Annotated in this window: 19 protein-coding genes; 2 read left to right on the top strand and 17 right to left on the bottom strand. The window is 72.9% G+C overall.

Features of this window, described 5'->3' with window-relative positions; all coding sequences use genetic code 11:
* Positions 1–297: 297 nt before the first annotated feature.
* Together ACFYP4_RS00845 and ACFYP4_RS00840 are read right to left on the bottom strand one after the other, a co-directional pair.
* Positions 298–1059 (bottom strand): sirohydrochlorin chelatase, encoded by a 762-nt coding sequence (locus tag ACFYP4_RS00845; RefSeq protein ID WP_358853090.1) that lies wholly within the window; start codon positions 1057–1059, stop codon positions 298–300.
* A 193-nt stretch (positions 1060–1252) separates the two neighbouring features.
* Positions 1253–2098, bottom strand: coding sequence for an AfsR/SARP family transcriptional regulator (locus ACFYP4_RS00840; protein ID WP_358853089.1), 846 nt, complete (start codon positions 2096–2098; stop codon positions 1253–1255).
* A gap of 194 nt (positions 2099–2292) precedes the next feature.
* Between ACFYP4_RS00840 and ACFYP4_RS00835 the strand changes: the two genes are divergently transcribed.
* A complete protein-coding gene (locus tag ACFYP4_RS00835) occupies positions 2293–3087 on the top strand; it encodes a BTAD domain-containing putative transcriptional regulator (RefSeq protein WP_358853088.1) in 795 nt (264 codons plus the stop codon).
* A 179-nt stretch (positions 3088–3266) separates the two neighbouring features.
* Here ACFYP4_RS00835 and ACFYP4_RS00830 read toward each other — a convergent pair whose 3' ends face one another.
* From ACFYP4_RS00830 to ACFYP4_RS00780, 11 genes are all read right to left on the bottom strand, one after another.
* Positions 3267–5024: an ABC transporter ATP-binding protein gene (locus tag ACFYP4_RS00830; RefSeq protein ID WP_388781459.1), complete on the bottom strand. Its 1758-nt coding sequence runs from the start codon at positions 5022–5024 to the stop codon at positions 3267–3269.
* Entirely contained in the window at positions 5021–6760 is a 1740-nt protein-coding gene (locus ACFYP4_RS00825) for an ABC transporter ATP-binding protein/permease (RefSeq protein ID WP_388781456.1), read from the bottom strand. The genes ACFYP4_RS00830 and ACFYP4_RS00825 overlap by 4 nt, the downstream gene beginning before the upstream one ends.
* A complete protein-coding gene (locus ACFYP4_RS00820) occupies positions 6757–8004 on the bottom strand; it encodes a SagB/ThcOx family dehydrogenase (RefSeq protein WP_358853085.1) in 1248 nt (415 codons plus the stop codon). The genes ACFYP4_RS00825 and ACFYP4_RS00820 overlap by 4 nt, the downstream gene beginning before the upstream one ends.
* 35 nt (positions 8005–8039) lie before the next feature.
* On the bottom strand, positions 8040–9419 hold the full coding sequence (locus ACFYP4_RS00815; protein WP_388781453.1) for a YcaO-like family protein: 1380 nt from the start codon (positions 9417–9419) through the stop codon (positions 8040–8042).
* Positions 9416–10903 (bottom strand): CocE/NonD family hydrolase, encoded by a 1488-nt coding sequence (locus ACFYP4_RS00810; protein ID WP_358853083.1) that lies wholly within the window; start codon positions 10901–10903, stop codon positions 9416–9418. The genes ACFYP4_RS00815 and ACFYP4_RS00810 overlap by 4 nt, the downstream gene beginning before the upstream one ends.
* A complete protein-coding gene (locus ACFYP4_RS00805; protein WP_358853082.1) occupies positions 10900–11754 on the bottom strand; it encodes a hypothetical protein in 855 nt (284 codons plus the stop codon). The genes ACFYP4_RS00810 and ACFYP4_RS00805 overlap by 4 nt, the downstream gene beginning before the upstream one ends.
* A gap of 92 nt (positions 11755–11846) precedes the next feature.
* Positions 11847–11960, bottom strand: coding sequence for a streptamidine family RiPP (gene amiA / locus ACFYP4_RS00800; protein WP_240449975.1), 114 nt, complete (start codon positions 11958–11960; stop codon positions 11847–11849).
* Between the two features lie 58 nt (positions 11961–12018).
* Positions 12019–12840, bottom strand: coding sequence for an ABC transporter ATP-binding protein (locus ACFYP4_RS00795; protein ID WP_388782639.1), 822 nt, complete (start codon positions 12838–12840; stop codon positions 12019–12021).
* Positions 12841–12865: 25 nt separating this feature from the next.
* Entirely contained in the window at positions 12866–13873 is a 1008-nt protein-coding gene (locus tag ACFYP4_RS00790) for an iron ABC transporter permease (RefSeq protein ID WP_358853081.1), read from the bottom strand.
* Entirely contained in the window at positions 13870–14937 is a 1068-nt protein-coding gene (locus tag ACFYP4_RS00785) for a FecCD family ABC transporter permease (RefSeq protein ID WP_388782636.1), read from the bottom strand. The genes ACFYP4_RS00790 and ACFYP4_RS00785 overlap by 4 nt, the downstream gene beginning before the upstream one ends.
* A gap of 95 nt (positions 14938–15032) precedes the next feature.
* Positions 15033–16010 (bottom strand): ABC transporter substrate-binding protein, encoded by a 978-nt coding sequence (locus tag ACFYP4_RS00780; RefSeq protein WP_388781448.1) that lies wholly within the window; start codon positions 16008–16010, stop codon positions 15033–15035.
* Between the two features lie 83 nt (positions 16011–16093).
* On the opposite strand from ACFYP4_RS00780, the gene ACFYP4_RS00775 reads away from it, so the two are divergent.
* Positions 16094–17293 (top strand): hypothetical protein, encoded by a 1200-nt coding sequence (locus tag ACFYP4_RS00775; RefSeq protein WP_388781445.1) that lies wholly within the window; start codon positions 16094–16096, stop codon positions 17291–17293.
* Between the two features lie 572 nt (positions 17294–17865).
* Here the strand turns inward: ACFYP4_RS00775 and rpsR are convergent.
* Genes rpsR through rpmG form a run of 4 tightly spaced genes read right to left on the bottom strand, consistent with a single transcriptional unit; the run spans position 17866 to position 19761 of the window.
* Positions 17866–18102, bottom strand: a complete 237-nt coding sequence (gene rpsR, locus ACFYP4_RS00770) for a 30S ribosomal protein S18 (protein ID WP_358853078.1) — start codon at positions 18100–18102, stop codon at positions 17866–17868.
* 50 nt (positions 18103–18152) lie between these two features.
* Positions 18153–19304 (bottom strand): CobW family GTP-binding protein, encoded by a 1152-nt coding sequence (locus tag ACFYP4_RS00765; protein ID WP_388781442.1) that lies wholly within the window; start codon positions 19302–19304, stop codon positions 18153–18155.
* The gene (locus ACFYP4_RS00760) at positions 19304–19549 is read right to left on the bottom strand and encodes a type B 50S ribosomal protein L31 (RefSeq protein WP_358853076.1); all 246 of its coding nucleotides are present in this window, start codon (positions 19547–19549) and stop codon (positions 19304–19306) included. The genes ACFYP4_RS00765 and ACFYP4_RS00760 overlap by 1 nt, the downstream gene beginning before the upstream one ends.
* Positions 19550–19596: 47 nt before the next feature.
* Positions 19597–19761: a 50S ribosomal protein L33 gene (gene rpmG, locus ACFYP4_RS00755; RefSeq protein ID WP_358853075.1), complete on the bottom strand. Its 165-nt coding sequence runs from the start codon at positions 19759–19761 to the stop codon at positions 19597–19599.
* Positions 19762–19778: the final 17 nt, after the last annotated feature.

Here is a 19778-nt window from a genome sequence, read left to right as displayed (position 1 = left end):
GCCACACCGTCGGACCGAGCCGCACGCCCGAACCGGGCCGCCACCGAAGGAGGACCGGGCGGCACGCGCGAACCGGGCCGCACCGGCGGACCGAGCCGCTCAGCTGGCCAGAGCCGCTCAGGTGGAGCCGGCCGCACGGTCGGTGCTGGGCCGCAGACCCGGGGGCGGAGCAAACCGCCTACGGGATCGGACAGTTCGGGCGCCAGAGCCACACCGGCGGACCGAGCCGCACGCCCGAACCGGGCCGGTAAGGGCGCGTCGGCCCGCACCACGTGACCGGCCCGCTCTCCGCGTTGCTCAGCCGACGGCGCCCAGGCCGCGTTCGACGACCAGCCGCACCAGCTCGGGCGCGTCGCCCAGCGGTGCGGACAGGACGTCCGCGCCGGCCTCCCTCGCCTCGGCGGCGATGCGGTCGGGCAGCAGGCCGGGGGCCAGCACGTACGGGGCGACGGCCACCCGGGACAGGCCTCCCGCACGCAGTTCCCGCACCGCGTCCCCCGGACGCCGCTGGGGGCCCGTGACGTACGCGGGGAGGGCGGCGCCCCAGCCGGCGCGGCGCAGCTGCCGCGCCACGGCGGCGACCGAGTCGCGCGCCTGCGCGTCCTTCGAGCCGGTCGACGCCACCACGACACCTGTCGTGCCGCGGTCGGCGGCGTCGATGCCGGCCTCGAAGAGGCGCCGCTCCAGCGCGGTGACGAGCAGGGGCGAGCCGCCCAGCACATCCGTGCGGCGGACCGGCACCGGCCAGTCCCCGGCCAGTGCCGCGGGCAGGTCGGTCGTGGCGTGATAGGCGCGGGAGAGCAGCAGCGGCACCACCACGACGCGCCCCGCGCCGACGGTCACCAGGGCGCTCACCGCGGCGGCCACGTCCGGCTCGTCGAACTCCAGGAAGGCGATCGCCGTCCGGTGGCCGGAGAGCAGCCGGACCCTTTCGGCCAGAACCCGCAGGGTCCTGGAGTGACGCGGGTCGCGGCTGCCGTGCGCCACCAGGAGCAGGGTCGTCGCCGACGGACCCGTCGGCCGGACGGTCGGGGTGGCGAGGGCGCGCCCGGCGGTCATCCGGCACCTCCTTGGGTTCACGTGTCCCCGGCGGGACCGCGCGCGGTGGCGGGATCCACCGCCGGGGGAACGTATCCAAGGGCGTTCACACGTCGCTGACCGCACGCTGACCCGGCGGGAAGTGGACAGTGACACCGGCCTGACCGGGAGTCGTACGACAAATCTCTGCCCCGCTGATGGGCGGGGCAGAGGTTCAGGCGCTGCGCAGTTGGCCGAAGGCGGGGTCCAGGTACGCTCCCTGACCGCCGACCTCCGTGGCGTCGAGGATCAGGCCGGCGTCCCGGCGGAGCATCCGCTGGTGTGCGTCACGCACCGCCTCGGAGGGCTCCAGGCCCAGTTCCGTGACCAGCCGGGTGTGCAGCCGGCGGTACGTCTCCAGTGCCTGCCATATTCGTCCGGCCCGGTACTGGGCCATCATCAGCTGGAGGTGGAAGCGCTCGTGGAGCGGGTACCTCGCCGTCAGTTCGGTCAGCCTGCTGAGCACCTCCGTGGTGTGTCCCGAGGTCAGGTCCACCGCCACGCAGGTCTCGAAAGCGCTGAGCCGCGACTCCTCCAGCCGCAGCGTCTCCACCTTCAGCGGTGAGCCCATACAGACGTCCGCAAGCGCGTCCCCCCGCCACAGTGCGATCGCACGGTTCAGCAGCTCGGACGCACGCTGGTTGTCCCCTCTGCGGGCCGCCGCCATCCCGGCGGAGGCGAGGCTCTCGTGCTCCAGCGCGTCCACCCACCCGGAGTCGATGTTGAGCACGTATCCGCCGTGTGTCGTGGCGAGGATCTCCTTCGCCCGGCACTCCGTCCCGTCCTTCTCGCCGGCCGCGGTGATCGCCCGGCGCAGTTGCATCATGTAGGTCTGCAGTGTGGCCTGTGCGCTGCGTGGCGGATTATCCCCCCAGAGTTCGTCGACCAGTTCCCACATCGGCACGGTGTGTCCCGCCCTCAGCGCCAGCAGGGCCAGCACCTGCCGGTGCTTGGCAGCGCTGGGTGTCCAGGCCGTCTCCCCCAGATGCGCGGCCAACGTCCCCAGCAACTTGATCTCCACGTAGCCAACCTCCCCGTAGCAGTAAGCATGTTGATGCTGGCACGAGCGGTCCGACTCCAGTAGTGATCCGGTCACCAATCAGTCGTGAACCAGTGATGTGATCGCTTTGGCTGGTTCTCGTCTCCAGCGAGAATCCAGAGAGGCATCAGACACCTCTCAAACACCTGTTCCCTGGTCCGTGTGAGGCTTCCCTCATGAACTTCACCATCCTGGGTCCCGTCGGCATCGTCACGAACAATGAGTTGTTCCCGATCGCCGGCCACAGGCAGCGAATCCTGTTGGCCTCCCTGCTGTTGGCGGACCGAAGGCTCCTGACCAACGATCAGCTCTACGGTGAACTGTGGGGTGACGATCCGCCCCACACCGCCCACAACGCACTCCAGGCGCAGGTGTCCAGACTCCGCCGTACCCTGAGCCGTCTGGCGGCGCCCGGTGACGTGGTCCCCCCTCTGGTGACCCACTCGGCGGGTTACGTGCTGAAGGCCGATCCGAGCACCATCGACATGCACACCTTCCGATGTCGCACCGCGGAGGCGAGGCGGCTCGCGGAGGACAACGCGGGGAGGGCCGTCGAGTTACTCGACTCCGCCCTTGCCCTGTGGCGGGGAAAGCCGCTCCAGGACGTCGGCAACAGTCCGCTGTGCCACAGCATGGCCGTGCAGCTGGAGGAGGAGTACCTGACCGCTCACGAGACGAAGCTGGAACTCAAACTGCGCTGCGGCCGCACCGAGGAGGCCATAGGCGAGCTGCGCGCGATCAGCGTGGTGCACCCGTGGCGGGAGAAGATCACCGAGATGCTGATGCTCTCCCTCTACCAGGTCGGCCGCCGGGCGGAGGCGCTGGAGACCTACCACAGCACTCGTCGGCAGCTCACCGACCACCTCGGCATCGAGCCTTCCCGGCGCCTCAAGGACACGCTGCGGGCCATCCTGCACGAGGAGCCGGCCTCCTCCATCACGGCCGGACCGAGACCGGTCCTCGTCCGCTGACCCCCGGCAGCGCATCGCCACGCCGACCTTCCGGGATCACCCCCGCCGCGGCGCTCACCACCGACCGCCCCCGCCCGGCAGCCTTGAAAATCTGACTCACGCAGCCCCGACAGGATCGGCCGACCGCTGCCCTCAGCCGCAAACGTCCAGGCCGTCCCACCACCGAGTGAGCCCGGTCCTCACGGGGCGATGTCGCCGAGGCTGCGGTTGAGTGCGCTGCCGGGGCGGCCGGTGAGCTCCTCCCAGGTGCCCTCCTCGGCGATGCGTCCGGCTTCGAGGACGGCAATGCGGTCGGCCCGGCGGATGGTGGCGCGGCGGTGGGCGATCACGACGGTCGTGCGGCCTTCCTGGTGGAGTGCGGTGGCGAGTTGGGCGTCGCTCGCGTTGTCCAGGTGGGCGGTGGACTCGTCCAGTATCAGGACCCTCGGCTGGGCCAGGAGGGCGCGGGCGAGGGCGATGCGAGCCCGCTGGCCTCCGGAGAGGGTGGAGCCGCGCTCGCCGACCAGGGTGGTCAGCGGGGCTATCCGGTCGACGCCGCACAGGCGGGCCGTCTCGGCGAGGAGGTCGTCGTCGGCCTCGGGGGCGGCGAGCCGCAGGTTCTCGGCGAGGGTGCCGTGGAAGAGAGGCGTCTCCTGACCCACCACCGCCACGGTACGGCGGAGTTCGGCATCGTCCACCTCGCGCAGGTCGACGGGGACGCCGTCGGCGGGTACCAGCTGGATCTCGCCCTCTGACGGGTCCCAGAAGCGGGCCAGGAGGTGGGCGCAGGTGGACTTGCCGGCGCCCGAGGCGCCGACCAGGGCGAGCGTCTGCCCCGCGCGGACGGTCAGCGCGACGCCGTCGAGGACGGGACTGCCTCCGTAGTCGAACCTCACCCGGCGCAGCCGGACGCCCAACGGGCCGGGAGGTAGCGGGAGGGGCGCGGCAGGCGGCGGGGCGAGCGCGGGAACCTTGACTGCCGCGCCGACGCGGGAGGCGGCGGCACGCAGGGACACGGCCTGGCTCAGGGACCGGGCCGACTCCGCCACGGGGCCGAGAACGGCCAGGGCCAGGCTCATCGCCGCCGGCGCCCATGCGCCGTGCAGCCGTCCCGAGGCCATGGACTGTGCCGCCGCTGCCACCACGCCGAGGACCGCCCCCACGATGAGAAGATCGCGGACCGCGGCGGCGACGGCTTCCCACGTGGCTTCGGCGCGCTGGGCGTCCCCCACCTGTCGTCCGCGCTCCGCCAGCCTGCGTCGGCGTCCGGCAAGGGCGCCGAAGGCGAGCAGCTCCCGCAGTCCGTCGACGATCTCCACCGTGTCGGCCGACAACGTGGCGATGGCCGCCCGGGTGCGGGCGCCCCGTACCGCACGTCCGCGCGCGTCGGCGAAGGGAGCCACGGTGAGCAGGGCCGCGACCGGCAGCACTGCCGCGAGCAGCCACGGCTCCACCGTGGCGAGGACCACCGCACCGCCGGTGAAGACCGTCCCCGCCGCCAGGAGTTGGGCGGTGGTGTGGGCGTAGAAGAACTCCAGTGCCTCCACGTCGGCCATGGCGGTGGCGGCGAGGTCCCCACTGCGTCGGCCCGCGACTCGGGCGGGCGCGCTTCGGGCGAACCCGTCGAAGACGCGTACACGCAGCGCGGCGAGTACCCGGTACGCCAGGTCGTGCGAGAGGTCCATCTCGCGCCAGGTCATCAGCGCTCGCACGAGGACCAGGGCGACGAGTGCGATGACGGTGCCGGGCGAAGGGGCCTTCGTGTCGATGACGGCTGTGCCCACGGTGTGGGCGGCCAGCGTGACCAGCGCGACGAGGGAGCCTTGTTCGAGGAGTGCGGCGGCGCAGGTGCGGACCGTCATGGCGCGGTGCCCGGCGAGAGCGGGGAGCAGGGCACGCAACGAGCCCCGTTCAGGCACGCCCGCTTCGGTCGTGGCGGGGTCGAGTGCGTAGCTCATGCGGCGAGTTCTCCTCGGTGGGTACGTCCGGCCTCGACAAGTCGGGCGTAGACGCCGCCGGCCTCGACCAGGCCGGCGTGGTCGCCGATGGCCTCCACCCGTCCCGCGTCGAGAACGACGATGTGGTCGGCGTGCTGGACGGCGGCGAGCCGGTGGGCGATCACCAGGACGGTGCGGTGGCCGGCGGCGTTCAGCAGTTCGCGGACGATGCCCGCCTCGCGGCGTTCGTCGACCGAGCTCGTCGCCTCGTCGAGGACGAGCACGGGGGCGTCCGCCAACAGGGCCCGGGCGAGCGCGAGCCGCTGTCGCTGCCCGCCGGACAGGGTGGCGCCGCGTTCCCCGAGCACGGTGGCATAGCCGTCGGGGAATGCGGCGATCTCGTCGTGAACGCCGGCGCTGCGCGCCGCCGCCGTCAGGTCGTGGTCCGTTGCGTCCGGCCGGGCCATGCGCAGGTTGTCGGCGATGGTGGCGTGGAAGAGGTACGTGTCCTGCGACACCACGGCCACGCCCTGCCGTAGCGCGTCGAGGGAGTACTGGCTGGTGCTGTGCCCGTCGAGGGTGATCCGGCCTTCGTCCGGGTCGTGGTGGCGCAGGAGCAGGGCGAGCAGGGTGGACTTGCCGGCGCCGGACGGGCCGACGATCGCGGTGGTGCGTCCCGCCGGTGCGGTGAAGGAGACGCCGTGGAGGGCGGGAGCCGAGGCGCCGTCATACGTGAACCGGACGTTTTCGAAGCGGAGTTCAGGGGGTGTCGGCCAGTCCGCGGGTGTCGTTCCGCTGTCGCGGACCGCGGGTTCGGCGGTGCGCAGCGTCGCGATCCCATCCGCGGCCGACACGCCGAGGTATCCGGCGTGCCACTCGCGAGCGAGGTCGCGGACCGGCCGGAAGCATTCGGAGGCAAGGAGCAGTACCAGGTAGGTGCCGGTCGCCGTGGTGGATCCGCTGACGGCCGACCAGCAGGCGAGGAGCGCGGCGGCGGCTGTGCCGCCCTGAATGGCGAGGTCGGTGATGCCGGTGTCGACCAGGGAGACGCGGAGCTTGGCGACGGTCGCCCGGTGCAGCGCCGCCGAGCGCTTCTCCAGGCGTTCGCGGGTGCGGCCGACCGCGCCCGCGGCACGCAGAGCGGGCATGCCCTGCAGGGCTTCCAGATAATCGGCGCCCAACCCTTCGTACGTGTCCCAGTGCTCCTTGCCGCGAACGGCGAGGAGGCGGTCCCAGGCACGGGGGCCGCACAGGGCGAGCAGCAGGGCGGGGACGAGACCGAGCAGCGCCGTCGGTTCCACCACGGCCAGGGCGGCTAGGACCAGGGGCGGCACGATCAAGGTGATCAGGAGCTGGGGCAGGTAGCGGGAGACATAGGCGTCGACGCCCTCCACGCCGTCGACGAGGTTGGTGCGGACGGCTCCGGCGCGCGCGGTCGTCAGGTGTGCGGGGCCCAGCTTCCCCAGGTGCGCCAGGAGTTCGTCCCGCAGTGCGACCCTGACCTCGGCTCCGGCTCGGGTGGCGGTCCGCCGCTGCCACGTGCCGAGCCCGGCGCGGGCGGCCACGACGGCGAGCACTCCGATGAGCAGCCATGGGAGTCGCCCCGTGTGGTCGCGGGCCAGGTCGGCGAGCGCGAGGGCCAGCAGAGCTGCCTGTGCCAGGTGGGTGAGGGTGACAACAACTTGCAGCAGGGTGGCGGTGAGCAGGGGGCGCCGTGCGCGCCGTGCGGCGCGGCGCAGCTCGGGGTGGACGATCATGGGGTGTTCTCCTCTTCGGCGTGGAGGGTGCCGAGGGCCAGTCCGTGGACGATCCAGTCGTGGCCGGGTGTGGTGCCCAGTGCGGCACCGAGGTCCGCCTGCTGCCAGGACCCCACGGGCCGGGCGGTCAGACCGTGGCGGCGGGCAGTGACGTGGGCGAGGTGGACGGAGAATCCGGCCCGCAGGTGGGTACGGCGGATGTGCGCCGCGTCGGCTTCGGCGGGGCATCCGCGGGCGAGCAGGACGGCGCCCGCGTCCGCGATCCATGCCTGGCCCGCCGCCCAGGCCGCGAGCGTCGGGCGTGCCTCGCCCGCGGCACACCGGCGCAGTGTCGGGCCGTCGGGGGCCAGTTCCACCAGGCCGGGTCGTGGGGGACCGACGGCGGCGCACCACCGCAGGTCACCGCCGCCCGCACGGGCGGCGGTGGTGAGGACCGCCCGCAGCGCGTCCGGGGCCGGGGCGCCCGGCAGCGGCGGCGGAGTGCTGCGGCGGGCCAGCAGCTCCTCGGGGGTGGGCGCGCTCGCCGACGGCCGGGAGTACAGGAGGCCGTCGAGCCGGTGCACCGGGTCGGGCGGGGGGAGGCGTACGGCGGCGAGGGGCCGCTCGGAGCCTCCGTCCATACGGAGTTCGGGCACCTCCGCGCCCAGCGCACGGGCCGCGAGGAACAGCGCGGCGGCGGCGTGTCCGGTGTCGAGGAGCAGCAGCGGCCAGGCACGGTGACCGTAGTGGGAGACCGTACGCCGTGCGGTGACGGAGAATTCGGCGGTCACGCCCGGCGGCGTGCCGTCGGGTTGCCGGCCGAGGCGGTGGACACGGTGGCGCAGCGGGTCGTAGCCGTAGCGGCCGGGCGGCAGGGAACAGCCGACGCCGACGATGAGTTCGGTGTCCACCGGGTGCAGCGCACCGGCGGAGGGGGTCGGGCGCAACCGTCCCGAGCCGTCCGATGCAGCCAGGGAGAGGCGCAGCAGTGCCTGGAGATCGAGCTCAGCAGGGCCGGCTTCCGGGATCGGCCGCGGCGGTCCCGGCCAGGCCGGGACGGCCGGCCCCGCGGGTGTGTCAGGGTCGGGGCGCCGCGCGGAGCGGGCGCGCCCGAGAGCGGCGGTGAGGTCCATCGGACGGCCCTCCCTCAGGTGGTCCGTGTCCCCCGGGCGTCCGTCACCGAGGCGCTCGATGTCCGCCGGACGGCCCTCCCGGAAGTGTTCCGTGTCCTCCGGGCGGTCCTCGGCGTGGTGATGTCCGTCCATCGGTCTGTCGTGGTCTGGATGTTCCACGGCGGTCCTCACATGTGCGGCGGAGGCGCCAGCGTGAAGTCCTCGGGCGCGCCAGGCGCGGCCGTACGCCAGCCCCGTCGCACGGCGGCCTCGGCGAGCCGCGGGCAGCCGAAGTAGCCGAAGGCGGCGGGGGCGTTGGGGAGGAGCCCGGAGACGAGCACCCGGGCCACCCGCAGGGACGTCTCGGCGACGTCCTCGGTGGTCAGGTCGAACGTCATGACGCGGTGGCCGCCGGCGCGCAGCGCGTTCTCCAGCCGCTCACGGCTGCCGGGCTCGACCGCGTCGACGGAGACGGTGCCGTGGGCGGGTTCGGTGAACCGCCTGGCCTCGGCCGCCATCCGTTCATCCAGCCAGACCTGCACGTGCGCGCCCAGGTCCCGCACGTGCTCGAACCGCTCGCCGCACGCGTCGAGATACCGGCCGTCGGCCCGATGCTCCAGGTAGAGGCCGCGGGCGAGCAGTCCGGCCTCGACGGCCTGGAAGACCCAGCCGTCGGCGGCGGTCAGGCCCTGCGTGAAGACCCAGGTGTGGACCGCTTCGAGTACCGCCTTGCGGGCTGCCTCGGCCGGGTCGTACTTGCAGGCGAAACCGGCCGCGTACAGGCCGAGAGCCGGGTCGTGGACGAGCGCGGCCATGCACGGGGCGAACTCCGAGGGCATCTCGACGAGGTGGACGTCGAGCGCGGATCCGGCGAGGTTGTCCATGAGGCCAGGCACGCTGGCCGGGTCGATGCCGCGGGTGGGGCCGTCGAGGTGCCACCACAGTTCGAGAGCGTCGCGTTCGACGATCTCCAGCAGACCGCGTTCGACGGCGTCGTCGAAGCCCTGCCCGGTGGCTATGCCGGCGTAGTTGAGGTGGTGGGTGCGGGGCAGCTCGCGCAGGTCGCCCTGGCGCCAGTTGAGGTGGGTGAGGGCGACGGGCGCCCACACCTCCGTCATGCGTCCGTCGGGGAGCCGCTCGGTGCCGCGCGTCCACAAGGAGGGGGTGTCGGCGGTGAGGGGGCGGTAGGGGAACTTCTCCCGGGTGTACTGCCACGGCGCGTAGGCCGGCAGGTCGTCGGGGCCGTAGAGCCGCAGGCCCTCCTCGGCGAGTTCGGCGGCGGTTGCCCGCAGGGGGGCGTCGCGGTGGCCGGGTGGGGGCACACGGTTGCCGCAGTAGCGCTCTGTCCCCTCGGCTATCGCGGCGACACGGGCTTGCTCGGGGTCGCCGAAGGTGGTGCCGAGGGAGACCCGGTCGGCGGGCCACAGACCGAGTCTGCGGGCGTCGGACATCTCGGTGGTGAACGCGGTGTAGCGGGGTGGGGCGCCCACGGGGTGTTCGACGGGCTTGACCTCGCGGACGATGCCGCAGACGGGGTCGACGAGTGCTTCCAGCGGCAGCGCCGTCATCGCAGGATCTCCTTGGCGGGATCGGTGGAGGTGGGGCGGGAGGGGAGGACGTGCAGGGACAGCGTCACGCTCGTCGGGTCGACCTCTCGCCGGGAGGCGAGCAGCCGGTCGGCCGTGACCGGGTCGTCCCCGGTGTGGGGGTTACGGGCGTGAGCCGGGAAATGGTGTCCGGCGATCTCGAGCCTCAGCCGCGTGCCGGCCCGCAGCCGACGCGCGAGCCGACCGAGCTCGACGGTGAACTCGGCGAGCCGGTCTCCCGGCTCCTCGCGCCGCAGGACACCGACGGCGAGCCGCCCGGCGATCCCTTCCGGCGTGAGGGCGACGAGGCGGGCGGCCCAGTCGGCGGACGGGGTGTCGGCGGCGGCCCGCAGCCGTATCCGCACGGGTCCGACGGCGTCGAGCGGACGCGGGAGTGGCGGGGTGGCCAGCAGGCAACGGTCGGGGACTCCCGCGGTGGGCACGGTGAGTTCGTCGGAGCGGACGGGGCTATCGGGGTCGGCGGTGAAGACGGAGCCGCGCAGCAGTCGCAACCGCAGCGTGCGCGGTTCGCCTTCGGTGCCCGCGGGCAGCCACAGGTCGCCACCGCCCAGCGCCAGAGCGCCGTTGCGGCCGGGGGCGAGGCCGCCGGTCAGGGCGCGGCGTGCCCAACGTGTGTACAGCTCGCCGAGGACCACCCGGTGGGCGGGGCCGGCGTCGGGGCCGGGCGCGGAGACGAGACCGTGGCCCCAAGGACCGAGCAGCAGGCGCGCCGAGGGTCCGCCCCAGGTGCGCCACAGGGCGACGGTGTCCTCGGTGAAGTGATCGTGGTGGCCCCCGACCGCGAGCAGGGGCACGTCGGCGCGCGCCGCCCGGGATGCGAGTCGGCCGCGCTCACGGTGCCCCCACAGGCCCGCCCAGGAGGGCAGGTCTCGCCCCAGCCGCTCGGGAAGGCGGGTGAGGGGCAGGTGGGTGAGCAGGCCGGGGTCCGCGGCGAGGGCCATGTCCAGCGCGCCCTCGTCGGAGTCCGGCCGGTCGCCATGGGCGGCCCACCACCCGGCGCGGGTCAGCAGCCGTTCCACGCCGGAGGGTTCGCGCGCGGTCTCGGCGGCGCCCAGCGCGGGCACGGCGGCGATGACGGCGTCCGGCCGAGCCTCCGCCTCGCCGAGCGCTTCGAGGGCGAGGACCAGGGCGCAGTGGGCGGCGTAGGAGGCGCCGACGGCGACGTACCGGCCGTCGCTCCACCGCTGTCGCCGGATCCATCGCGCCGTCATCGCACCGTCGGCGGCCTCGTTCTCGTACGGGCGCCACTCCCCCGCCGAGGCGAACCGGCCCCTCACGTCCTGGACGACGGCGGCGAACCCGCGACGGGCCCAGCCGCGCGCCTCGGCCAGGTGCCGGGCACGGTCGTACGGGGTACGGATGAGGACGGCGGGAAAGGGGCCGGCGCCATCCGGGAGGCACACGTCCGTGGCGAGACCTCCGACAGCAGCGCGGAAGGACGTCATCCGTCCTGCCCCGGCATCGATGCGACGACGGGCACCGGCAGGACCGGGTGCTCGGTGACGGTCAGCGTGCGCAGGTCCACCTGCCGGAGTCGGCGCCGTGCCGGGAAGCCGGCCGTGCAAGCGGTGTCGGTGGCCCACCGGCCGAGATCGTCGGCCAACAGAGCCGCGAGCAGCGCGGCGGCGGGAACGGTGAGCCGGACCGGTGCGCCCGACGTACGAGGCCCGCTCCAGTAGGCGGACAGTTCGCGGTGGGCGGGGGTGGCGGCGAGCCGACGGGCCCGTACGTGGGCCGCGGTGACGTCGCCGGAGGCGGCGGCGAGGGGCTCGACGTACGCCTGCCAGCCCTCGCGGTGGCAGCGAAGCCAGGCGACCCCGTGCTCGGGCAGCCGGTCGGCGGCCTCCCACAGCCCGTGGGGTACGGGACCGTCGAGGCACCACACGACGGCGGCAGGGTCTCCGTCGAGCAGGTCCTCGATCCCCACTGGCGACGTGTCCGCATCGGTTCCGGCCGGTGTGGTCCGGGGCGTGGCGCCCAGGGCGGCCAGGTGCGCGGCCAGGGGTCGGGTCAGTGCCGGGTGGCCGAGGAGCCGGATGTCCCGGCGGTCGGCGGGCCACTGCGGGAGCTGCGGCTCGTCCGCCAGATAACCGGCCTCCTCGAATGCCCGGACCACACGGTGCAGTTCCTCGTCCAGCGGGGCGGTGTCGACACCGGAGAGCAGGGAGAGCAGAGCGCTCTCGTCCGCGTCTCGTGTCCTGACGCTGAGGAACTCTCCTTCACTGGTGCGGACGGCGAGACCCCGCCCGGGCACGGCGACGACTTCGACCCCGGGTACGAGCCGGCTGCGGGACACGACGATCTCCTGACGACAGAAGCTGGGATGGGCGTGGGCCCGCCCGTCAGGCAACGGGGCGGGCCCACGGTCAGAGGCGGTGAGGCCCTCGCTTACTCCTCGGTGTCCTCGAAGGGGTTCTCGACGAGCGCGTTGGAGTGGGTGGCCGAGGCGTGGGCCAGCTGACCCGGGTCGGCGATCGGAGCGAAGATCTGCTCGTTGTCCACGAACTCTCCTTGTTTGTAAGGAAGATGAGGCGTTCGGATGAGCGCCACGACTCGAACACTAATGGAACTGATTTTCATTTTCCAGTGCGGAAAGAGGGTGATCTGGGTAACACACCGGCCAGCCGCCCTCGGGGTCCGTACCGACGCGGCCCGCCACCTTCAGCACGTCGGCCAGCAAGCCCGGCGTGACGACCGCCTTCGGCGCTCCGTCGGCCACCACGCGGCCTTCGCGCAGGGCGACGACGCGTTCGGCGAACCGGGCGGCGTGGGCCAGGTCGTGCAGCACCATCACCACGGTGAGCCCGCGCTCCTCGCGCAGGCGGACCACCGTCTGCAGCACGTCGAGCTGGTGATGCAGGTCCAGATAGGTGGTCGGCTCGTCGAGCAGCAGGACGCGGGTGTCCTGGGCGAGGGCCATCGCCAGCCGCACCCGCTGCCGCTCGCCGCCCGAGAGCGCGTCGACGTCACGGTCGACCCATTCCTCCACGCCGACGTCGCGCAGTGCCCGGTGTACGACGGGATCGTCACCCTCGCGCAGCATGCCCAGCGGGCCCCGTGCCGCGTACCGCCCCTGCCGCACCAGGTGGCGGACCGTCATCCCCGGTACGGCGGGCGCGGACTGGTGCAGCAGCGCCACTCTCGCGGCCGTGGCGCGCCGGGAGAGCCCGGCGAGGTCGTCCCCGCCGAGCAGCACGCGCCCCCGGTCCGGTCGAAGCAGCCCGGCGGCCAGCCGCAGCAGGGTCGACTTGCCGCAGCCGTTGAGGCCGATGAGTGCTGTGAGTTCGCCCGGCCTTACGGTCATGTCGACGCCCCGCAGTAAGGGTCGGGCGGGGTAGCCGAAGTGAATCCCCTCGACGTGTATTCCCATGGACTCGCTCATGGTCATGCTCGGTCCTCCGTCGGCTTCAGAACGTACGGCCCGGCGTGCGGCGCACGACGACCAGCAGCAGGGCGGCACCCAGGCAGGCGGTGAGCGCCCCGACCGGCAGCGTGAGTCGTTGGGCGTCCAGTGTTTGGGCCAGCAGCCGCGAGGACAGCTGCGCCGCGGCGTCCGCCCCGCACACCACGACCGCCCCCATCAGGGCGGCGCCGGGAAGACTCGCCCGCAGGTCCGCGCCGAAGACGGCCACGGCCAGATGCGGGACGAGCAGTCCCACGAAGCCCAGCGCGCCGACGGCGGCCACCGCACCCGCCGTCAACGCCACCGCGCACAACAGGGCGAGGGTGCGGGCCCGCCGGGCGGAGAGCCCGGCGGCCAGGGCGATGTCGTCACCGCAGCGCAACAGGGTCAACGGCCCGGCAAGCAGTGAGGCCGCGGCCCCCCAGACCAGCGCCCATGGCCACAGCAGGTGCCAGTGCTCCCACACCCGGCCCTCCGTGGTGCCCACCAGCCACTGCACGACGCTGCCGAGTTCGCCCGGCTCCACGAGCAGCACCATGGCGGTGAGTCCGCCGAGCACCGCCGACACCAGCACTCCGTGCACGGCGGTCTGGGCGGGGTCTCCACCCGCGCGGCCGGCGAGCAGCCAGAGCAGCAGCGCTCCGGCGCATCCGCCCGCGTACGCGGCGAGTACCACCGCCAGCGGTGAGTCCCAGCCGGCGAGACCCAGGGCCGTCGCAGTGACGGCCCCGAGAACCGCCCCCGGGGTCACACCTGTCACTTCGGGTCCGGCGAGGGGGTTGCGCAACGCGGACTGCAGGATCAGCCCGGCCACGGCGAGGGACGCGCCCGCCCCCAGGGCCACCAGCAGTCTGGGCAGCCGCAGCTGCAAGAGAATGTGCCGTTCCGTCGCGTCACCGCCGCCACCCAGCACGTCCCGGACGGCGTCCGGGGACATGCCGCGTCCGGCCACCAGTTCCACCCCGGCGCACACGACGGCCAGTGCCACGAGGGCCGCGAAACGCCGGCTCAACGAGCGTCCTCCGTTCCGGTCTTCTCCCTGGGGAGTGGGGAGGTGCCGCGGGCCCCGGGCTCGCCATGAGGCAACGGCCCGCTCGTCGAACCGGCCGACCTGCGACCACCGGTCCGGCCACGGCGGCCCGATCGCATCAGGGCGACCCCGGCCGGGACTCCCAGCAGGGCCGTCCAGGCACCGGCCGGCGTCTCCACGGGCGCCAGCGCCAGCCGGGCGGGGAGATCGGCGACCGTCACGACGACCGCACCCCACACGGCGGACCACGGGAGCCAACGCACGGCTTCCGAGGTGGGGTTGAACCACCGGGCCAGGTGCGGGGCGAGGAATCCCACCCACGCGACGGGCCCGCACACGGCCGTGACGGGCGCGATCAGTACGACGGCGATGGCCAGCGCGGCCAGCCGGGCCCGTTGGGCCCGTACGCCCAGCGCCTCGGCGTCCTCGTCGCCCAGCCGCATCACCGACAGCACCGGCGCGCAGAGCACGAGGGCGGGGACCGCGACGAGCAGCCACGGCCACAGCCCTGCGACGTCGTCCCAGGTCCGGGCGGAGAGGGATCCCAACAGGTAGCGGTAGATGAGCTGGAGGTCGAGCTGGTCCGCCGTGACCATCAGGACGAGCAGCGCGGCCTGCAACGCGGCCGCGACCGCAGCGCCGGTCAGCAGCACCGCGGACGGGCTGCGTCCCAGCCCGGCGGCGAGCAGGGTCAGCCCGCCGCCGAGCGCCGCTCCGCCGAGGGCGAGCACGGGCTGGACCGCGGCGGGCAGTGACAGGGTCAGCACCAGTGGCGCGGCCACGCCCAGCGCCGCTCCGGAGGAGACGCCGAGCATCTCCGGCACGGCAAGGGGATTGCGGAGCGCCTCCTGCAGCACGAGCCCCGCCGCGCCCAGACAGGCTCCGGCGATCAGCGCCAACACCAGTCGCGGGAAGCGGAGTTCGGCGACGACGATCCCGGCGAGCGTGGTGTCCCCGTCCCGCACCGCGCCGGCGAGCCGGTGCGGTGGAACGTAGGGGGTACCGAGGCACAGTGCGCAGGCCGACGCGGCGATCAGCACCCCGATCACCAGGAGCGGTTGCCACCTCCGTGCACGCGGTGAGAGCCGCCGGGACCGGCCCGCCGAGCCATCTGCCGCAGTGGGCGCCGGGGTGGGCGCCCTCACCGCAGCACGGCCGTGGCCTCGTCGAGGACGATGCCCATCGAACGGGTACCGCGCCCCTTGGCCCACACCTCTGGGTTCACCTCGTGGACGTCGCCGTTCTCGACTGCCGGGATCTTGCTCCAAAGAGGGTTCTCGGCCAGCTTCTCCGACAGTTCGCCGTCCGCGTCGCCGAAGCTCATCGTCTCGACGAACAGGACATCGACGCCCTCGGCGAGGATCTCTTCGAGGCTGTAACTGCCTTCCACACCGCGGGACTTCCACGGGTACTCGGCGATCTCGGGGAACAGGCTGGCGGTCACATCACCTTCCGGCGTCGCGACGCCGAAGTTCTCGTCACTGCCGTAGATGATGAGGGCCGTCTTGTCGCTCGGGGCCTTCTCGGCCCTCGCGAGTTTGGTCCGGAAGGCCCGTTCGGCCTTCTCCCCCTCGGCGGTGCGGCCGGTGAGGGCTGCGGTGTCGCGCAGGTAACCGACGCTGTCCTCCCACGTCTCGGGCTGCATGGCCCAGAACGTGGTGGCACCCTTCAGCGCGGGGGCGAGCTTGCCGTGGGTGTCCCCCAGGCCGATCACGAGGTCCGGCTTGTGGGAGAGGATCGCCTCGACCTCCGGGGCGATGAATCCGCCGGGGATGACGTCGACCTTCTTGGCCTCGTCCTCCCCGAGGAAGCCGGGGTGGGCGAGCAGTTCGCTGTTGGTGGCCGTCGGGACGATGCCGAGTTCGGTCAGGATGTCGTCGCACAGCGCGAACAGGCAGACGATCCGCTCCGGTTGCTTCTCCAGGGAGATCTTGACGCCGTTCGCGTCGGTCAACTCGGTCGCCGCCTTGATGGGTTCGACGGTGACCTCGGTCTTCGCGGTGGGCCCGGCCTTGCCGCTTGTGGGGTCGTCGGGGGTCGAGCCGCAGCCGACCAGGACGGAACCCACCACAGCTGCGGTGAGCCAACTACGGACGAATCTGGACGGTGCGCGCAGCATCGATGCCCTCGCCTCTTCCTCAGGGACCTGGAACGCACCGAACATACATGATAATCGTTTTCACTAGCACTCCTGGAGGACTCATGACCGCTGCCGCTCCCGTACTGCTCGTCTCCGACCACGTGGCCGGCTCCGTGTACGCGCTGACCGTGCCGGACGGCACCGTCACAGGACACCTCACCGGGCGCCATCTCTCCGAGCACGCCGGGTTCTTGGCGCTGCCGGGAGGGCGGGTGGCCTGCGTCGACGACCGCCGGGGGGAACTGCTGGTGCTCGACCCGTTCGGCGACGAGCTCGTGGAACTCGCGGTGCCTGTCGCCGTCCCGGCCGAACACCTGGCGTGCGATCCGTCCGGTCGCCGACTGGCCGTCACAACCGGCCTGGGCGAGAACGCGGAACCGTGGTCGGACCTTCTGACGGTTGTCGACCTGGCCGGCGGAGAGGCCGCTCGCGTACGCACACGCACAGGCGAACCAGGCGCGACAGTACTGGGCGGCGACGATCCGCTCGTCGTACTGCGGCACCGGGAACCGGGTGCGCTGGCGGTCCACCGGTTCGCGGATCTCCTCGCGGCTCCGCCCGGCTGCCCCGTGGTCACGCCTCACGCCCTCCTCCCCCTGCCTGACGACGGGCACGGTGACGCACAGGACCCCGGCTCGGGGCAGGTGTTCGCGGCCACCGGCGCGGGAGTGCACTCGGCCCGAAGGAAGGGCGACACGCTCGTGGCCGAGACGGTGATTCCCTGGGAGTCGCCCGCCCGGGGCTGGTACCTCCGCCTCGACACCCGCCGGCGGGCCCTGTGGACCACGCTGCGCGGGGGCGCTCCGGACCCGCTGCGGTGGCCGGACTGGACGAATCACGCATGGCGTCACGATCTGGAGACGGGTCTCACGCTCCTCACCGAGCTCGGCCCCGGTCTGGTCTTCCGGCTGGCGCTCGCCCGGAACGACACCGCCTTCACCCGCATCCACCCCGACGGCGACGAACTGGTGCTTCTGGGCGCCGGCGACACCCTTCGTCGCGTTCCCCTCCCTGCCATGGACGGCGCGCCACGGCACGGCGGCACCCCCTGGGAGGGTGTGGAACGCCGAGCGGTGGCCGCCTCACCGGGCTTTGACTGGGTGGCCGTCACCCGCGGCGGGCACGGTGAAGTGCACTTGGTCGACGCGGAGACGGGCCAGGAGGCGAACCGTCTGCTGTTGAGCACGCCGCTGCACCACGGCGGCCACGTCATGCTCCTCAGCCGGAATGACGGCGCGGACGGTGATCCCGTGGGCCGTTGACGGATCACGGACCAAGAGCCTGTGCATCGAGGGAACGCGGTCGGCCGGCGAGTCTCGGTCATCAACGGCCGACTGCGGGCCGGCAGTCTCGCCACACTCCGCCGAGCTCGATCGTGTACTCCACGTTCGTGAAACCCTGAGCAGCGGCGTGGTGACCTCTTTCGCCCACCGCTCCACGCCTCGGTATCCAGGTATGCCCGCGTGGCAGCGCCGGCTGATGAGACCGTGCCGGTGACCGTCCGAGGCGGCCATGCGGAACTGCAGCTTTCATGCCCGCTCGTGGGTAATGTCGAGGCCACCGGCGCCTTCGAGCTGCCGGAGCGCGCGGCAGACAGCGCTCAGGCCATGTGCACGCCCGTTCCGGCCACGCGCGTACGCAATTCGCCGGCGGAGACGAAGTCACCCCGGTCGGGGGCCGCGGCCGCGATCGCCGACCACCGGCGTGCCACCGTGCGTGCACATCCGTCCACCTTCGCTCCGTCTCGGGAGCGACGCCCGGGTGGCACCGCCCCGAGGATGGCCGCCAGTGGGGCGACGCGCGATGCGCGCCCTTTTGACGCGTCCGGGGAAGGTCAGCGACCCGCGTACGGCAGGAGGGCCATCTCGCGTGCGTTCTTGATGGCGGTGGCGAGTGCGCGCTGCTGCCGGGCGGTCACCCGGGTGACGCGCCGGCTGCGGATCTTGCCACGATCGGAGATGAACTTCCGCAGCAGGTCGGTGTCCTTGTAGTCGATGTACGTGATCTCGGCCGCGTCGAGCGGGTTGGGGCGGGACTTGTCGGGCTTACGGAGCTCGGGGCGTCGTGCCATGACGGCTTCTCCTTGCGTGATCATGTCGTTCGTTTCGTACGGTGCGGTGGTCAGGCGGCGTCGAGAAGGGAGTCGAAGGCGGCGGGCAGGCTCTTCCATGCCTCCGGCCCCGACGCGTACTCCGCGTCGGTCAGCAGGCAGGATTCGAGAAGACGTTCGAGCCCGTCCCGGTCCAGACCGGGCGAGGTGAAGACGAGGTGCTGGCAGCGGTCGCCGTGGTCGGGGTCCCAATCGAGCGCGGCCGCCGCCCTACGCACGGGCGGCACCATCTCCCAGGCCGCGTCCGGCAGCGACGCCAGCCACGGCCCGGCGCTCTCCACGCACAACGCCCCGCCGGCGGCGTCCCAGGCGAGCAGCGTGTCCGGACGGTCGGCGAGCCAGAAGCGGCCACGGCTCCGGGCGGCGGCGCAGCACAGGTCCTCGAGGGCCTGGTAGAGCCGTTCCGGATGGAACGGCCGCCGGCGGTGCCAGACGAAGGTGGTGACGCCGGCCTCGTCGGCGTCCTGGGGCAGCAGCGCGCACGCGGGGTGCTGGGCGGCCGCAGCGCCCTCGACGTCGAAGCCTGCGAGAGCGGCTCGCGCGAGGTCGGCGGAGGCGGCCGGCACCCGCCGTGCGGTCGGGTGCAGTTGGGTGAGCAGGGCACGGTCCTCGTCGTCGGCCTCATCGCTGTCGACGACGGCGAGGACGGACGCGTACTCCAACTGGCGGGCCCAGGTGTCCCCGACGGTCCGCCGGTCGGTGGGGGCTGCGGCGAGGCCGGCCTCGGCCAGGTCGTCGCCGTTCGCGAGGTACGGCAGGACGAGCGCGGGGTCCACGGCGGTGATCACGCTTGTCACTGCCATGCCGTCTCCACCGTGTCCCGCGATGAGCTCCGCCACGGCCTTCGGCTCGACCGAGTCCCACAGATCGACCACCGCGAGCCGGGTGAGACCGCCGTCCGCCAGGCGTTCCAGCTCGGGGAGGAGGTCCTCGCGGAGCGCGCAGCACGCGCAGTCGTTCACCAGCGGCGTCTCGGCGCTGGAGACGGGACCGGACGCGTCACGCACGAGGCGAAGAACGGCGCCGTCGGATGCCGAGGCCATGTCGTGGTGCAGGGCCACACTCCCCGGTACGGCCCGGAGCAGGCGGTCGACGACCTCCTTGCGGGCATCGGAGTGGAGCCCGGCGACGATCGCCACGGAGAGTCCGCGGTCCCGCTCCATCAGCGGGCTCCGTAACGGCGCTCGAACCGTTCGACGCGGCCGGCGGTGTCGAGGACGCGAGCGGTGCCCGTGTAGAAGGGGTGGCTCGCCGAGGAGATCTCGACGTCGACGACGGGGTAGGTGTTGCCGTCCTCCCATTCGACGGTCTTGTCGCTGGTCAGCGTGGAGCGGGTGAGGAACGCGGTGCCGGAGGCGGAGTCGCGGAAGACGACGGGCTCATAGGCGGGGTGAATGCCGGGTTTCACGGGAGGAACCTTTCGACGGTCCGGTGGGGGTGCGGGCTACGGGGCGATCAGCGCTCTTCGCGGAAGTCGACGTGGCGGCGGGCCACGGGGTCGTACTTGCGCAGCACCAGCCGCTCGGGGTCGTTGCGCCGGTTCTTGCGGGTGACGTAGGTGAACCCGGTGCCGGCGGTCGAGCGGAGCTTGACGACGGGACGGATCTCGTTGCGGGTCATGAGCGCTACCATATGGG

It is taken from the genome of Streptomyces sp. NPDC005551 (assembly GCF_042871785.1).
Lineage (GTDB): Bacteria > Actinomycetota > Actinomycetes > Streptomycetales > Streptomycetaceae > Streptomyces.
The sequence above is the reverse complement of the archived record's forward strand: the minus strand, read 5'-3'. Positions and strand labels throughout refer to the sequence as shown.

Excerpts from the sequence above, each read along its gene's own strand:
- ACFYP4_RS00845 (WP_358853090.1), bottom strand. The coding sequence starts at position 1,059 with ATGACCGCCGGGCGCGCCCTCGCCACCCCGACCGTCCGGCCGACGGGT.
- ACFYP4_RS00835 (WP_358853088.1), top strand. The coding sequence starts at position 2,293 with ATGAACTTCACCATCCTGGGTCCCGTCGGCATCGTCACGAACAATGAG.
- ACFYP4_RS00830 (WP_388781459.1), bottom strand. The coding sequence starts at position 5,024 with ATGAGCTACGCACTCGACCCCGCCACGACCGAAGCGGGCGTGCCTGAA.
- ACFYP4_RS00825 (WP_388781456.1), bottom strand. The coding sequence starts at position 6,760 with ATGATCGTCCACCCCGAGCTGCGCCGCGCCGCACGGCGCGCACGGCGC.
- ACFYP4_RS00820 (WP_358853085.1), bottom strand. The coding sequence starts at position 8,004 with ATGGACGGACATCACCACGCCGAGGACCGCCCGGAGGACACGGAACAC.
- ACFYP4_RS00815 (WP_388781453.1), bottom strand. The coding sequence starts at position 9,419 with ATGACGGCGCTGCCGCTGGAAGCACTCGTCGACCCCGTCTGCGGCATC.
- ACFYP4_RS00810 (WP_358853083.1), bottom strand. The coding sequence starts at position 10,903 with ATGACGTCCTTCCGCGCTGCTGTCGGAGGTCTCGCCACGGACGTGTGC.
- ACFYP4_RS00795 (WP_388782639.1), bottom strand. The coding sequence starts at position 12,840 with ATGAGCGAGTCCATGGGAATACACGTCGAGGGGATTCACTTCGGCTAC.
- ACFYP4_RS00780 (WP_388781448.1), bottom strand. The coding sequence starts at position 16,010 with ATGCTGCGCGCACCGTCCAGATTCGTCCGTAGTTGGCTCACCGCAGCT.
- ACFYP4_RS00775 (WP_388781445.1), top strand. The coding sequence starts at position 16,094 with ATGACCGCTGCCGCTCCCGTACTGCTCGTCTCCGACCACGTGGCCGGC.
- rpsR (WP_358853078.1), bottom strand. The coding sequence starts at position 18,102 with ATGGCACGACGCCCCGAGCTCCGTAAGCCCGACAAGTCCCGCCCCAAC.
- ACFYP4_RS00765 (WP_388781442.1), bottom strand. The coding sequence starts at position 19,304 with ATGGAGCGGGACCGCGGACTCTCCGTGGCGATCGTCGCCGGGCTCCAC.
- rpmG (WP_358853075.1), bottom strand. The coding sequence starts at position 19,761 with ATGACCCGCAACGAGATCCGTCCCGTCGTCAAGCTCCGCTCGACCGCC.